The 13,910-nt window shown below is 66.9% G+C and carries 13 protein-coding genes, 1 tRNA gene and 1 pseudogene; 9 read left to right on the forward strand and 6 right to left on the reverse strand.

The genetic code is table 11. From position 1 onward, the window contains the following. The first annotated feature begins 1 nt into the window (after position 1). From DAT37_RS00635 to DAT37_RS00665, 6 genes are all read left to right on the forward strand, one after another. Complete coding sequence (locus DAT37_RS00635) at positions 2 to 1,402, forward strand: 2-oxo acid dehydrogenase subunit E2 (RefSeq protein ID WP_109522680.1); 1,401 nt, start codon at positions 2 to 4, stop codon at positions 1,400 to 1,402. Between the two features lie 3 nt (positions 1,403 to 1,405). Next, entirely contained in the window at positions 1,406 to 1,657 is a 252-nt protein-coding gene (locus DAT37_RS00640) for a phosphopantetheine-binding protein (protein ID WP_109522681.1), read from the forward strand. Positions 1,658 to 1,926: 269 nt separating this feature from the next. Next, the gene (locus DAT37_RS00645; protein WP_109522682.1) at positions 1,927 to 2,676 is read left to right on the forward strand and encodes an SDR family NAD(P)-dependent oxidoreductase; all 750 of its coding nucleotides are present in this window, start codon (positions 1,927 to 1,929) and stop codon (positions 2,674 to 2,676) included. A gap of 15 nt (positions 2,677 to 2,691) precedes the next feature. Next, on the forward strand, positions 2,692 to 3,282 hold the full coding sequence (locus DAT37_RS00650; RefSeq protein ID WP_109522683.1) for a hypothetical protein: 591 nt from the start codon (positions 2,692 to 2,694) through the stop codon (positions 3,280 to 3,282). Continuing rightward, positions 3,266 to 3,607, forward strand: coding sequence for an SHOCT domain-containing protein (locus DAT37_RS00655; protein WP_157978228.1), 342 nt, complete (start codon positions 3,266 to 3,268; stop codon positions 3,605 to 3,607). The genes DAT37_RS00650 and DAT37_RS00655 overlap by 17 nt, the downstream gene beginning before the upstream one ends. Before the next feature lie 295 nt (positions 3,608 to 3,902). Beyond that, a tRNA-Cys gene (locus DAT37_RS00665) sits at positions 3,903 to 3,973 on the forward strand. A gap of 130 nt (positions 3,974 to 4,103) precedes the next feature. Here the strand turns inward: DAT37_RS00665 and DAT37_RS00670 are convergent. Next, complete coding sequence (locus tag DAT37_RS00670) at positions 4,104 to 5,897, reverse strand: AMP-dependent synthetase/ligase (protein ID WP_109522686.1); 1,794 nt, start codon at positions 5,895 to 5,897, stop codon at positions 4,104 to 4,106. 413 nt (positions 5,898 to 6,310) lie between these two features. On the opposite strand from DAT37_RS00670, the gene DAT37_RS00675 reads away from it, so the two are divergent. Both DAT37_RS00675 and DAT37_RS00680 read left to right on the forward strand, forming a co-directional pair. Continuing rightward, the gene (locus DAT37_RS00675; RefSeq protein WP_198654028.1) at positions 6,311 to 7,192 is read left to right on the forward strand and encodes a universal stress protein; all 882 of its coding nucleotides are present in this window, start codon (positions 6,311 to 6,313) and stop codon (positions 7,190 to 7,192) included. 132 nt (positions 7,193 to 7,324) lie between these two features. Continuing rightward, positions 7,325 to 8,128 (forward strand): sigma 54 modulation/S30EA ribosomal C-terminal domain-containing protein, encoded by an 804-nt coding sequence (locus tag DAT37_RS00680; protein WP_109522688.1) that lies wholly within the window; start codon positions 7,325 to 7,327, stop codon positions 8,126 to 8,128. Positions 8,129 to 8,243: 115 nt separating this feature from the next. Here DAT37_RS00680 and DAT37_RS00685 read toward each other — a convergent pair whose 3' ends face one another. The 3 genes and pseudogenes from DAT37_RS00685 to DAT37_RS00700 form a co-directional block, all read right to left on the reverse strand. Continuing rightward, a complete protein-coding gene (locus DAT37_RS00685; protein ID WP_109522689.1) occupies positions 8,244 to 9,161 on the reverse strand; it encodes a universal stress protein in 918 nt (305 codons plus the stop codon). Positions 9,162 to 9,202: 41 nt separating this feature from the next. After that, positions 9,203 to 9,847, reverse strand: coding sequence for a hypothetical protein (locus DAT37_RS00690; RefSeq protein WP_109522690.1), 645 nt, complete (start codon positions 9,845 to 9,847; stop codon positions 9,203 to 9,205). Positions 9,848 to 10,300: 453 nt separating this feature from the next. After that, a pseudogene (locus DAT37_RS00700) lies at positions 10,301 to 11,630 on the reverse strand (GAF domain-containing protein). 270 nt (positions 11,631 to 11,900) lie between these two features. Here DAT37_RS00700 and DAT37_RS00705 point away from each other — a divergent pair. Next, positions 11,901 to 12,902 carry an Acg family FMN-binding oxidoreductase gene (locus DAT37_RS00705; RefSeq protein ID WP_109522692.1) on the forward strand — a complete coding sequence of 334 codons (1,002 nt, stop codon included), beginning with the start codon at positions 11,901 to 11,903 and terminating at the stop codon, positions 12,900 to 12,902. 119 nt (positions 12,903 to 13,021) lie between these two features. Here DAT37_RS00705 and DAT37_RS00710 read toward each other — a convergent pair whose 3' ends face one another. After that, the gene (locus tag DAT37_RS00710; protein WP_109522693.1) at positions 13,022 to 13,579 is read right to left on the reverse strand and encodes a flavodoxin domain-containing protein; all 558 of its coding nucleotides are present in this window, start codon (positions 13,577 to 13,579) and stop codon (positions 13,022 to 13,024) included. 163 nt (positions 13,580 to 13,742) lie between these two features. After that, the coding region (locus tag DAT37_RS00715; RefSeq protein ID WP_157978229.1) for a hypothetical protein at positions 13,743 to 13,910 on the reverse strand (168 nt) is incomplete at its 5' end.

A 13,910-nucleotide genomic window follows, 5' to 3' on the forward strand; every position in this document is an offset into this window, starting at 1 on the left:
GATGATCGAATTCCGGATGCCCTCCCTCGGCGCCGATATGACCGAGGGCACGCTGCTGCGGTGGCTCGTGGTGCCGGGCGAGGCGGTACACGCCGGACAAGTGGTGGCCGAGGTCGACACCACCAAGGCAGCCATCGAAATCGAATGCTTCGACGACGGGATTCTGACCGACGTGCTCGTGCCAGAAGGCGCCACCGTGCCGGTCGGCGCCGTCCTCGCGACTATCCGGCCTCCGGGCCCTGATGACACGCCCCCCGCCACTACCGATTCCACGGCCCGGAAAAGCACTGGTGAGGCCGCGGCCTCGAACCGCGCCGACAGTGAAGTGCAGGCCGTGACCCTGCCTTCGAAGCAGCGTGCCGCCGATCGCGCGCCCGTACCCGATGTGCACGCCACCCCGTTGGTCCAGCGGCTGGCCGAGGAGGCGGGGCTCGATCTGGGGTCGATGACCGGTTCCGGACCCGGCGGACGAGTCCTACGTGTCGACGTGGAACGGGCCGTGGCCCGACGCCGCGGCGGCGACCGCGAGCGGGTGCCGGCATCGGGATATGCCCGACGTCTCGCGACCGATTTCGGTGTCGATCTGTTGGGTGTCGGCGGTACCGGACCTGACGGCGCGGTTCAGGCCGGTGACGTCATGGCCGCGCGGTCCGAGTCGGCGGCCACCCCCGCTCGGGCCGTCGGGGCTGGCCCGGCGTCGCCCGCCGCGAGCGCGGAACAACCAGCGCCGCAACGGGATCGTGACGAGATCCGACGAATCATCGCCGCCGCGATGACGCGGTCGAAGCAGACGGTGCCGCACTACTACCTGTCCAGCCCGATCGATATGGACGCCGCGCTGCGCTGGCTACATGACGCGAACCTCGACGCGCCGGTTTCGGCGAGAATCCTGCCGGCCGCACTGTTGCTTCGGGCTGTCGCCGGCGCCGCCCGCACGGTGCCCGAACTGAACGGGCACTGGATAGATGACGCGTTTCGTCCAGCCGATTCGGTACACGTGGGCGTGGTGGTTTCGCTGCGCGGCGGCGGCATCATCGTACCGACCATCCCGCACGCCGACACCCTGTCGGTGGCCCAGACCATGGAGCGGCTCCGGGCCCTCGTCGACCGTGCCCGCGACGCTCGTCTGCGTTCGGCGGACACCACGCCGGCGACCATCACCGTCACCAATCTCGGCGATCTCGGGGCGGAAACCGTCTTCGGTGTGATCGCCGTGCCACAGGTCGCGATCATCGGATTCGGCGCGATCGAACCGAGGCCCTGCGCGGTCGACGGACTGCTCGGTGTTCGTCCGCAACTGACCGCGACGCTGTCCGGTGATCATCGCGCCAGCGATGGCGTCACCGGGTCGCGCTTTCTCCGTGCCGTGTCCGACCTGCTACAACATCCAGAGGAGCTGTGACCTGTGCCCGAGACCCTGACCGAAGCCCAAGCAGATCAGCGAGTGCGAGCCGCCTTGCGCGGCTTCGGATCCGATGCCGAGGTGGCCGCACTCGCACCCGACGAACCCTTGCGAAGCGCCCTCGAGCTCGACTCGATCGACTTCCTGACCTTCGTGGAACGCCTGTCCGAAGTGCGCGGGTCGCGCATAGAAGAGGACGACTACCCTCGACTGAACTCGATCCGTTCGTGTGTCGAATTCATGCTGAACCGATAGGCGTCGGAATCCGGTAGCCGGTCGATGCGCCGACCGCCGCCCAGGAGCGCACAGCCCGAAACCGACCATGATCGGTTTCGGGTCGAGTGAGCCTGACGGTGGCGCCGCGACATGCGCGTCAGGACTCGGAGCCGCTTCCCCCCTACCTCTCGATCGTCACTCAACGGGTGCCGGAGGGCCGGTGAACCCGTGACTTTCGGCCATCGTCGGCCACGACGTCGGTACGGGATGCTCGATCCACAACATCACCGAATCGAAGGATTCTCATCATGAGCACTTTCAGCGGACGCACCGCGATCGTCACCGGCGGCGCGCGCGGCATCGGCGCCGCCATCGCGAGCGCGTTGGTGAAAGAGGACATCTCGGTGGTGATCGCCGACCTCCTCGAACACGACGGCGCCGAACTCGCGCGCGCACTCGGCCCGAACGCGAAGTTCTGCCGACTCGACGTCACCGACGAGGCCAACTGGAACACGGTGGTGGACGAAGCGGAAGCGGCTTTCGGACCGTTGGCGATTCTGGTGAACAACGCGGGCATCCTCGATTTCGGCGCCATCGACACGCAGTCGCCCGCCATGTTCCGGCACGTGGTGGACGTGAACCTGTACGGCGCCTGGCTCGGAATGCACACCGCGGTCCCGCGTTTGCGTGCCAACGGTGGCGGGGTCATCGTGAATATCTCCTCGACAGCGGGACTGGCGGGATACGCCGGCATCGGCGCCTACGTGGCGAGCAAATGGGGACTGCGCGGACTGACCAAGTCCGCCGCCGTGGAACTGGGTCCCGCGGGCATCCGCGTGTGCTCGGTGCACCCGGGACCCATCCACACCCCGATGACCGCGGGCCTGGGTGGGGAGCTGGCCGCGGATCAACCGCTGGCGCGATACGGAGAACCCGAGGAGGTCGCCGCTATGGTCCGGTTCGTGATCACCGAGGCCAGTTTCTCCACCGGTTCGGAATTCGTGCTCGACGGCGGCGCGACCGCGGGCCAGGCGTTGCCGCTGCCCGACGCGACATAGTCGACGGTGGGTCCGATGGTCGGATACGCACCCGGTGGTCTGCGGCCCGGCGGGCAGGCCGGGGAAGCGGCGTCGGGAACGACAGGTCGCGAGTTCTCGCCGACGGCGATCACCGGGACGGTGATATGCCTGGCGCTCGTCCTGCTCGCCGCGGTGGTGGGCACCGTGATCGCCTTCGATACCGCGGCCACCATCCGTGCCGAGAATGTCGGCAGGATCGCGGTCAGCGCGACCCTCACCGAGTACCCGCATCGCGCCACGCCCCCGGATCGCCGCTTCCGGGCTCAGGTGGAATGGACCGTCGACGGACGGACGGCGAGGGCGACGGTCCTCGTGCCGCACGACGCGACGCGCGGTTCGCAGGTGACCGTGTGGCTCGACGCGAACGGAAGCCCGGTCGGCCCGCCGAGGGATGCGTGGCATGCCGCTATGGCGGGCGTCGGTTGCGGCGCCGTCATCCTGTCGGTCCCGATCTGGGGCGCATTGGTTCTCGGCCGGTCGGTCCGACGTTCGGAAGCGTGCGGGCACGGCTCGCGAGGGAGAGGTGCCGGTGGCGGCAGGACCGCCGGACCGGAGAGGAATGGCAGTCATGTACTGGAACGATGATATGTACTGGCACGGCGGCATGATGAACGGCTGGATGTTCGTTCTTGTCGTTCTCACGTTGATACCGCTGTGGCTGGCGTTGGCCGTGGGCACAGCGATCGCTGTGCGGAACTCGGCGCGACCTGAGCGTGGGCCGGTCTCCCGGTCCGGCGAGGTTCCGGGCGGAGGCGTCGAATCGCGCACGCCCACCGAAATTCTCGCGCTCCGATTCGCCAACGGTCAGCTCGACGAGGCCGAATATCTGCGACGGTTGTCGATATTGCGTCGCCGCGTGGACGAGCCGGGATCGTCGGCGAGACCACGAACCGGTACGGATGATCAGTGAAGGTCTGTATCGGGCCGGGCGGTGTCGGTGGGTTGGAGCGGTTCGATCGAGTTGTCCTCGGACGCAACGGCATCGCCCGGGAGTAGGTAGCGAAGCACACGCTTGGGCGTGATCTTGTGCTCGGTTGCGGACACTGTCTTCGCCGGTTTCTCGAGGTTTCGGCTGAGAATTCGAACGATCGCGGGTCTGGGGTGCCCGAGGATCACCGTGCGCGAGCCGTACCTGCGATGTCGGGCTCGGCGTGCGCGAGGAAGCTTCGCAGGTAGATCTGTTACCCTCGGCGGGTACGCGAGACGGTGGGGTGGCCGAGAGGCAAGGCAGCGGTCTGCAAAACCGTCCACACGGGTTCGAATCCCGTCTCCACCTCCGAATCGCCGATGGCTGCCGTGCGGGCCGGCCGGTGCCGCGATCGTCCCGACTCCACGACCGCTCCGACTCGAAATCGGCCGACGCGTCACCGATGTTCGCCGTCGGGTCGCGGGTGTCGTGAATATGCTCACTGGCTGTATATCGCGCTGACTTCCGACGCGAAGTCGCGGAGCACGATATTGCGTTTGAGCTTCAATGATGGGGTGATATATCCGTTGGCCTCGGTGAGGTCGGTATCGAGCACGCGGAATCTGCGGACGGCCTCGGCTCGGGAGACGGCTCGGTTGCCGTCGTCGATGGCGGATTGGACCGCGGCGAGCAGATCGGGGTCGGCGGAGAGGTCCGCGACGCTGGCGTCGGCGGGTTTGCCGTGCAGCTGTTTCCAGGTGGAGAGCTGCTCTTCATCGATGGTGACCAGGCAACTGACGAATGGTTTGCCGTCTCCGACGACCACTACCTCGCCGATGAGGGAGTGGGCGCGGATGCGGTCTTCGATCACCGTCGGGGCGACGTTCTTACCGGCCGCGGTGACGATGATCTCCTTCTTGCGTCCGATGATCGTGAGATAGCCGTCCTCGTCCAAGGTGCCGAGATCTCCCGTGGCGAACCAGCCGTCCCGGAACGTGTCGGCGGTGGCGCCGGGGTTGTTCCAGTATCCGGTGAACACGTTCGGTCCCCGTAGCAGGATTTCGCCGTCGTCGTCGATGCGGACCGTGGATCCGGGGAGCGGCTGACCGACTGTACCGATCTTGGTCCGGTCATCGGGATTGAACGTGGCCGCCCCGCAGGTCTCGGTGAGGCCGTAGCCCTCGAGCACGGTGAATCCGATCCCGCGGTAGAAATGCCCGAGCCGTTCGCCGAGAGCGGCGCCGCCGGAGATGGCGTGTGTGGCGCGGCCACCGAGCGCGTCGCGCAGACGGCGATAGACGACACGATCGAACATCGCGTGTCGGAGTCGTAGCGTCAGGGGGATCCGGCCGTCGTCCCTCGCGCGGCTGTAGGCGATGGCGGTCGCGGCCGCCATATCGAAGATCCGGCCTCTACCGGCGAGCTGAGCTCGTGTGCTGGCGGTGTTGTACACCTTCTCGAAGACTCGCGGAACGCCCAGGATCAGCGTCGGCCGGAACCTGCTGAGTTCGGCGGTGACATCTTTGACATCGCTGACGTGGGCGATGTCGACAGGAACGAAGGCCGCTGCGACCTCGGCGAGTCTGCCGAGGACGTGCGCCAGCGGTAGGAACAACAGGACCGAGGATTCGCCGGTGCGGAACAGATTCGGCATGCGGGCCGTGATGTTGCCCAACTCGGCCAAGAAGTTGCCGTGGGTCAGTCGGCAACCCTTCGGACGGCCGGTGGTGCCCGAGGTGTAGACGATCGTCGCGAGATCATCTGCCGACACCGCGGCTCTGCGATCGACGACGGCGCTGTCGTCGATCCCCGTGCCGGCGGCCGTCAGCGTCGCGATGGCGCCGGAGTCGAGCTCCCAGGTGTGCGCCAGGTCCGGCAGCTCCTCGCGTAGATCGGTGACCATGGCCGCGTGGTGATCGGTCTCGGTGACGATGGCGACCGCGCCGGAGTCGGAGAGGATCCACCGCAATTGCTCCGCGGAGGAGGTTTCGTAGACCGGGACCGTGACCGCGCCCGCGTACCAGATCGCGAAGTCCAGCAGCGTCCACTCGTAACGGGTGCGAGACATGACAGCCACTCGATCGCCGACCTGAACACCGTTCGCGATCAGCCCCTTCGCCGTCGCCGACACCTCGGTACGGAACCGGCCGGCGGTCAGATCTCCCCAATCGCCGTCGACCTTGCGGCTGATCACGGCGACATCGGGAAACTGTTCGGCGTTGCGCTCGATCAAATCGGTCAAGTTCGCGTCGGACGGAACGTGGTACAGCGCTGGCAATCCGAACTCTCGCATAACGGCTCCTCGTCGGCGGCTCTGCCGGAAACGCCCGCGCGCGCGTTCTGGGCGGGTAGTGCGCAGTCGAGCGATACATGGCAAGTGTGATCTGGATAACAGCACACGGCGACGGCTGTTGGCAGTCGAGAGTGGGGACCAAAGTCCTCTCTCGCAGAAGCCGGGCTCGGTGGACGTGGTTCGGACGGATTCGGCGGCGCGTATGTCTTCGATGCCTGCGGACGTCGAGCGCTGAGGGGCTGTGCCGACACGCGGAGGACCTATGGCCGGCGCCTTCGGGTCTCTGTCCTCTGCCGATGTCCGCCGTGTGTGGCGAAGAGTCGACCGGCGGCGACCGTCGCGGAGATCGCGGTCGTCAAGGTGTCGTCCGCGTTGGCGCAATCGCCTATCGCACAGTGGAAGTGGAGCATCGAATGACGGTCCTCGCGAATCAACGGCCGATCGTCGTCGGCATAGACGGTAGCCGCGCCGCCGTGGCTGCCGCGCGGTGGACGGGCGCGATCGCCGCCGGACAGCGGTCCCCGATCGACCTCGTGACCGTTGTGCCTGCTCCAGAGGACAGATTCAACGCACTCGGATCAGGAACGAGAAATGTGCGGGCGGTTCTGCGAGACGCTGCGAAGCGCGCACTGCGCGAAGCCGCCGCGGCGGTGCGCGGGGAGTACCCACAGGCGTCGGTTCGTGAACGCGTACTCGACGGGTCTCCCTCCCGGGAACTGATCGTGTTCGGGGATACGGCTCGCATGCTCGTGGTCGCGGCGAGCGCCGATGATCGGTTCGACGTGCCCCTCGTGGGCTCGACGGCCTCGCGCGTGGCAACCGGGGCCGGTTGCCCGGTCGCGGTCTGGCGCGGAGACCCCGCACGCCCGATGCCCGACCGGCGCCCGATCCTCGTGGGGGTCGACGGCAGCCCCGGCAGCGATGCCGCCCTCGGCCACGCCTTCGAACTGGCCGAAGCGCTCGGGGTGGGAATTGTCGCGGTACACGCGTGGAACGACCCGGATCTGTGGGCGTGGACGCCGCTGCCGGACACGTGGGATGTCGCGTCTCGGCACGAGGAGGAACTACTCGACGAGCGCTTGTCGGGATGGAGTCGAAAGTACCCGGCTGTGGCCGTTGCCCGAGTGGTGCACAAGAGCCGGACCGCGCGGGCGTTGCTCGAACACGCGCTCGGCGCTCAACTGGTGGTGACGGGGAGTTGGGGATACAACCGTTCCGGAAATCTGTCGGCGGGCTCGACCAGCCGGAATCTGCTGCATCATGCCTCCTGTCCGACCCTGGTCTGTCATGGCTGAGCCTCCTGTCCAGGGCGGGTTGCCGACGTCGAGTCGTACGTCTGTCGGCGAGCGAGGTCGGTGTCCGATGGCATTGGCGTCGAGGGTCTTTCGGCCCTGCGGCGGTCGGCTGCGGCCGGGCAGGGTCGAGGTATGAACGCAAGCGATACAGCTATCGACTCGGTCCTGCGGATCTCGATCGGCCGTCATGTCTCGGCGGCTGCCTCGGATTACGTGCGCGAAAAGATCGTTCCGGTTCTGGACAACGGCTTCGGACCGGTACTGGGTGCGCGTATTCGGCTGACCGGGCACCCGGATCCGGCGGTGGCGCGCCCGATCGTCGCCCAGGCGAATGTCGACACGAATGGTCGAGGGGTCCGGGTCCAGGTCGCGGCGGCGACGACCAGAGAAGCCGTCGACCTGCTCGCCGCCCGCTTGAAGACACGCATGGAACGACTGTCTCGACATCGTGCGGCGCTCCGCGATGGTCGCCGTGGTCTGCGGGGCCACGAATGGCGCCACGGCGACGGCTCACGGATCTGGCTGACGAGCGTTCCGCGCGAGTCCGATCAACGCGAGGTCGTCCGCCGCAAGTCGTACGCGCTGATCGACGAGACCTGCGACGAGGCGATATTCGATATGGAGCTGATGGACTACGAGTTCCACCTGTTCACCGAATCCGGGAGCGGAGTCGACAGCGTGATGTATCGAACCGCCGACGCCGAATACCTTCTCGCGCAGGTGAACCCGCATCCCGAATCGGTCATCCGAGGCGCGATCACCTACACGATCAGCGGGTCGGCGGCACCCACGCTGGATATCGGCGCGGCTGTCGATCGACTCGAACTGACCGGATGGCCGTTCGTGTTCTTCTGCGATCGCGATTCGAATCGCGGCAGCGTGCTGTACCACCGATACGACGGCGACTACGGGCTCATCACACCACCGACACGCTGAAAGAACGCCTCGAGCGTCGACCCTCGGCCGGTCGGTGACCGACCGAGGGTCGACGTTGGCGCCGGCCGGCGGACGTCACCGAGAACGGTGACGTCCGCCGGCCGGGCCCGCAGCGCTATGCGGAATGGGCCACCAACACGGGGCAGTGGGCGTGCTGCACCAGGAAATTGCTGGTGGAGCCCATCAGTAGGCCGGTGAAGCCGCCCCGGCCACGGCTGCCTACCACCACCAACTGCGCCGACATCGACCATTGCATCAACTGTGCTGACGGCCCGGCCAGATACACCTTGCGGATGACCCGGACATCGGGGTACTTCTCCTGCCACCCGGCCGTACGCTCGGCGAGGATGGCGAATTCCGCGGTTTCCAACTGATTCACGTCGACGGCCGAGGAGCGTTTGCCCGCGAATTGTCCCGCGTCCCAATCACTCCAGGAATGGACGGCGACCAATTCCGCGCCGCGCGCGGATGCCTCGGCGAATGCCGCCGCGACCGCGGCTTCGCTGACAGGGCTACCGTCGACGCCGACGACGACAGGACCCTCGTCGCGAAGTTTCCGGTCGGGATCGTCGGTGCGCACGACCACGATGGAACCGTGCCCGTGGCTGGTGACTGCGAGCAGCGTAGAGCCCAAGTGCGCGAACGCACCCGCGTTGCCGGTGGCGCCGAGCACCACCAGGTGTGCGGTCCGTGAGTAGTCGATCAGCAGGCGAGTGGGTGATTCGTCGGAGAGTTCGGTCTCGACGTCGAGACCGGAGGCGACCTGTCGGGCTGTTTCGGCGGCCTCGCCGACCACCGTGGTGCCGTGGGTGCGGACCGCGTCGATGACCGAAGGCGCCATGACATCGTGACCGCCCGCTGTCGAACTCACCATGAGCAGATCGATACCGTGCACGATGAGCAGTGGACGGTGCCGCCGCGCGGCAGCCTCGGCGGCCCACCGGACGGCGAGACGGCTGCCTTCGGAACCATCGACGCCGACCACGATCGGAGCCGAATGTCGCGAATCCGGGTTCTCGCTACGCGTGTTCATCTTTGTTCCCTTCCTGGACCCGAGGCCGACTGGGTCGTGTGTCATCCGGCAGCTGCCTCGGCCGGGGTGGGGCGTTCGGCGCGCTGTGCGATACCGAGCAACATCTTGCGTTCCATGACCCAACTTCCCGGTTCCATGATGAACCGATCGAACAGTCGAACCGGAACGGCGGCGTTCGGCATGGCGATTCGGTTGCGGCTGACCAACCGGGTTCCGGTGAGGTGTGGATAGAGCCCGAACGCCCAGACCCAATGCCCATCGGTCGAGCTGAACACCAGTGCGCGTTCGGCATCGAGCACGGCCACGCGCATCGTGGGACCGGTCTTGCCGAGCGTGAAACCGTCACCTACGGAGAGATTCTGGAATCGGGGCAGAATTTCGTCGGCACTGTGCATATCCAGTCCGAGAAGATTCTCGATCCAGTCGTAGGTGTACGCGCCACCGCGTCCGGGGCCGAGTTGGACCAGCCAGGGCCAGATCGCGGCGGGCGCGGCGTCGATGGTGATGGCTCGCGTCGTGACGATGTCGGGTTCGATGAGCAGATCGTCGCCGGGCATCGCGCGAGTAACTTCCTCCGGCGACGCGCCCCAGTGCAGGCACCTGTCACGCAACAGCACTTGGTAGCCCACCGCCAGGCCGATCACATACGTCCCGAGGCCGACGGCGCACGCTGTGGTTGTCTTCATACAGTCAGCGTCCCGAGAAATCGCAGGCCGCGGCAGAGCAATTCGTCCGTCAGGTCGATGACGATGGTCCGCGAGGGCGTTCCCTCGTCGGCCGCCCGGTACACGTCGAGTCCCGCAGGCGTTGTCCGGCGAGGCGCTCGCCCAGTTCGGGCAGCGCGTCGATCGGGCTCCCGGCCAGGTCTGCCAGGCAGCGGTCAACCACACTCCGTAACAGCGATTTCGAGAATCGGTCGCCGAATTCGATGTCCAATCGTGCCACCATCTGATCGATCATCTGCCGGTGGAGTACGGGGTGATGCGGCTGATCCGTCGCGGGCGCGTTCGTCACGATGCGAGTCTGCTGTAGGCCGACCCGCGAGTGGCAGGGCCGAAAGCCTCTCGGCCAGGGGTCCGGGGTGATTTCTCCGCCGGGACTCTCACAGGGGCGAATCGCCCAACCGACAGCGCTTTTGGTCAAGGCAGAGGCGCGGACCAGCGCAGGATGGTGCCTCCCGTGGGATTCGGCTGTGTCTCGAAGTGCCCGCCCGCGTCCTCGGCTCGGGCGGCGAGGTTGTCCAGCCCGCTGCGGCGGGTGTCCGCGTCGCTGATTCCGCGACCGTTGTCGGTGATCTCGACGGACACGTCGTCGCGGATGCGCAGTTCGACCGACAGGGTGGTGGCGTGTGCGTGCCGGACGACATTGCTGACGGACTCGCGCAGCACGGCTTCGACGTCGTCGGACGGTGGTGTGCAGGTCGGACTCGGACAGCACGTCGAGTTCGCGCATACGCGCCTGGGTGTCGGCCAGACGCAGGGCAAGGGCGGCCTGATCGGCGATGACAGCCATGATCTGCTGGGCGGGTGCGTCGAGTGCGGGTATTTCCGCGGGACGCATCGCGGTCAGTACCCCGATCACCGCGCCGCCCGCGCGCAGCGGCAGGATCAACGCGGGCCCGAAATCCGCGACGGTGTCACCGAACGGGTTGTAGGCCAGTTTCTTCACCGAGACGGGTCGACCGGTGCGGAAGACTTCACCGGAATGTGATTCGTCGATCGGGATGCGGGCGTCGACGAGGGTGTCGGCGTGTGTTCCCGCCGCCGCGGCCACGACGAGTTCGGTGGCGACGTCCCTTGTCGCTTCCAGCCAATGTTGCCGCTGGCGGCTCTGTTGGTAGAGGCGGGCATTCTCGATCGCGATACCGGCCGCTGCGGCAAGTGCCTGTACGACGATCTCGTCGTCGTCGGTGAATTCCTTACCGCGGGCCTTCTCGGTGAGGTAGAGGTTGCCGAAGACCTCGTCGCGGACCTGGACCGGGACGCCGAGGAATGTGTGCATGGGGGGATGGTGTGCCGGGAGGCCGACCGAGGCGGGGTGCTCGGAGAGGTTGGCCAAGCGGAGGGGTTCGGGGCGGTCGATGAGAACACCGAGTACGCCGTGGCCGCGTGGCAGGTCGCCGATCATCACCCGGGTGCGGTCATCGATGCCTTCGTAGACGAATTCGGCGAGTTGGCGTCCGTCGCCGGTGTCGGTGTCGCGGACTCCGAGCGCGCCGTATCCGGCGTCGACCAGGTCGATGGCGGCGTGCACGACGGCACGCAGTGTGTTGTCGAGATCGAGGCCCGCGGTGACGACGAGCATCGCTTCGACCAGGCGGTCGATCCTGTCGCGGACATCGACGATCTGCGCGATCCGCTCCTGGACCTCCAGTAGCAGTTCGTGCAGCCGTAGTTGCGACAGAGTTTCCGTGACGGCAATCCGGCCATCGGGCACCGAACCAGACCGCTGGGCCTCGGTGTCCGGCATGTGACCAGTATAAACCGCCCGGTTTGAAAGAAAGTCTTTACGACTGTGGCTGCGGGTGGGACGGAATCGGCCTGGAAACCACGACAGCTGAGCGGGTGCGCCGCTCGCCGCCGTGTCCGGCGTGGCGATGCTCATCACTCGCGTAGACCGGTCCGCTCTCGGAATGACACAGCAGAGGTCCCACTACCCGGGGCCATCCTGCCCTAACAGAGACACACCCCGGATGACAGCGTGGAACATCGCGCGACGACAGTGAAAGGACGTGGTGAGGTGTCCTACGCAACGCCCGATGAGAACCTCGTCGAACTCGCGCTCGCGCTGGCCGTGCGAGCACCCTCGGTGCACAACACTCAACCGTGGCGTTTCCGCGTCGTCGACCGCGAACTGCGACTTCACCTCGACCCGACGCGAATCCTGGACGCCACCGATCCCGATCAACGCGATCTCGTGGTCAGTTGCGGTGCGATCCTGCATCATCTGCGTATCGCACTTGCTTCGCTCGGATGGTCGGCGGTGGTGCGACGGATGCCGGATCCCGATGATCCCGATCATCTCGCGACCATCGAGCTGGTCCGCCATCGGCCGACCATGACCGAGCTCGCACTCTGCGCCGCTATACCCCGGCGCCGAAGCGACCGCCGCCACTACAGCGCCGAGGCGATTCCCTCCGGCTATCTGAGCTTGGTCAGCGAACGCGCCGCGGCCTACGGGGCGACTGTGTGCCAGGCAGCCTACGGGCAGCGTCGCGTGCTGGTCGAGACGATGAAAGAGGCCGCGGGCCGACATATCGGAGATCGCCGCTATCGACTCGAACTCGCCGATTGGAGCGGCAGACACGACAGTGTCGACGGTGTCCCCGCCGCCAACACTCCCGCCGCGCGTCCAGGTCAGGGAATCCCGAGCCGAATCTTCGCCGGTCCGCGACTGGTGGACCGCGCGACGCATCCCGACTACGCGGAATTGCTGGTGATCGGCACTCGCGGTGACGATCGAGCCGCGCGGCTGCGGGCGGGCGAGGCGGTCAGCGCGGTGTTGTTGACCGCGACCAATATCGGGCTGTCGAGTTGTCTGCTGACCGAGCCGCTCGAACTGGCCGACTTGCGGGCGCGCGTCAAGTCCGAGGTGCTCGCCGCCGACATCGACCCGCAGGCGGTCATCAGAATCGGATGGGCGGGGGACACCACGGCGCTGCCCACGGTGCCTCGCCGCCCGATCTCGGAGATCCTGGAATCCAGGACACCGCCGGTGCCGGGAACCGCGCCGACGTGCTAGCGATATCCGCGTGCGCGTCGCTACCGAAGTAGGGCGTAGCGGCGTGGGAACGGGCGTTGTCGCGGCTTCGGCGTGACCACGCCCGTGGTGTCGCTACGGGGACGATCCGGGGGCTCGATTCACGACGGGTGAATGATCACGTCGCCGGTGTGCGGCAATTGCAGCGTGTCGGCGATCGCCGTGACCCATGCGCCGATCGCGGCCCAGTCGCGCAGGTCGCCGTACCGACCGCCGCCCATCAACCGGTAGAGGACACGTGCCTTCAGCGAGACGTTCTCGCGCGGATAGCAGCCGGCGAAAGCTCGGTAGTCACGCGGTGCGACGGAATCGCGAACGGCCGCGATCTTCGGTGGCACGATCCTGCTGATGATTCGGCCGACGGGTCCGCGCAGGGCGGGACCCAGACCGACGCTGAACAGCCAGACGCGGAGATTCGCGAGAGCCTCCCGATGGTTGCGCACATAGCTGGTGGCTTCCGGCAGCAGATCCATATCGTGGACGGCGCTGCCCAGGACCACGGCATCGAAGCGTGTCAGTTCGGGTGCGTGTTCGATGTCGGCGAGTTCGACCTGCGCAGTCCGCGCGGTCAGTCCGGCGGCGATGTATTCGGCGATGTCGCGTGTCGATCCTTGCGCGGTCGCGTAGAGGACCGCGATGCGAGAGTTGTTGGATTCCATGGATATCAGCCTGACGCGCGGCCCCGGTCGCGGTTCAGGGCAATCGTGCCCGGATGATGAGGACGAACGGCCTCGTCGTCGCGCCGGCCCGGCCCGCGTCCGGTAGCGGCGGGGTGCGTGAATCCCACGCGGTGACGACCATCGCGGCCGACGTGAATGCGGCTCATAGCGCTGACCTGCGTGGGGGGTCGGCTCGGCGGGCAATGGTGAGAGTGTCTCCCTTGTCCTCGACCGCGACGGTGTCGCCGTCGTTGATCTCTCCGGCCAGTAGTGCTTTGGCGAGGGTGTCGCCGATGGCTTGTTGGATCAGCCTGCGTAGTGGTCTGGCGCC

The organism is Nocardia aurea (assembly GCF_003123685.1).
Classification (GTDB): Bacteria; Actinomycetota; Actinomycetes; order Mycobacteriales; family Mycobacteriaceae; genus Nocardia; species Nocardia aurea.

Bases quoted from the DNA above. Each gene is read 5' to 3' on its own strand.
- DAT37_RS00675 (WP_198654028.1), top strand. From the start codon at position 6,311: ATGACGGTCCTCGCGAATCAACGGCCGATCGTCGTCGGCATAGACGGT.
- DAT37_RS00690 (WP_109522690.1), bottom strand. From the start codon at position 9,847: ATGAAGACAACCACAGCGTGCGCCGTCGGCCTCGGGACGTATGTGATC.
- DAT37_RS00685 (WP_109522689.1), bottom strand. From the start codon at position 9,161: ATGAACACGCGTAGCGAGAACCCGGATTCGCGACATTCGGCTCCGATC.
- DAT37_RS00655 (WP_157978228.1), top strand. From the start codon at position 3,266: ATGTACTGGAACGATGATATGTACTGGCACGGCGGCATGATGAACGGC.
- DAT37_RS00680 (WP_109522688.1), top strand. From the start codon at position 7,325: ATGAACGCAAGCGATACAGCTATCGACTCGGTCCTGCGGATCTCGATC.
- DAT37_RS00650 (WP_109522683.1), top strand. From the start codon at position 2,692: ATGGTCGGATACGCACCCGGTGGTCTGCGGCCCGGCGGGCAGGCCGGG.
- DAT37_RS00670 (WP_109522686.1), bottom strand. From the start codon at position 5,897: ATGCGAGAGTTCGGATTGCCAGCGCTGTACCACGTTCCGTCCGACGCG.
- DAT37_RS00635 (WP_109522680.1), top strand. From the start codon at position 2: ATGATCGAATTCCGGATGCCCTCCCTCGGCGCCGATATGACCGAGGGC.
- DAT37_RS00710 (WP_109522693.1), bottom strand. From the start codon at position 13,579: ATGGAATCCAACAACTCTCGCATCGCGGTCCTCTACGCGACCGCGCAA.
- DAT37_RS00645 (WP_109522682.1), top strand. From the start codon at position 1,927: ATGAGCACTTTCAGCGGACGCACCGCGATCGTCACCGGCGGCGCGCGC.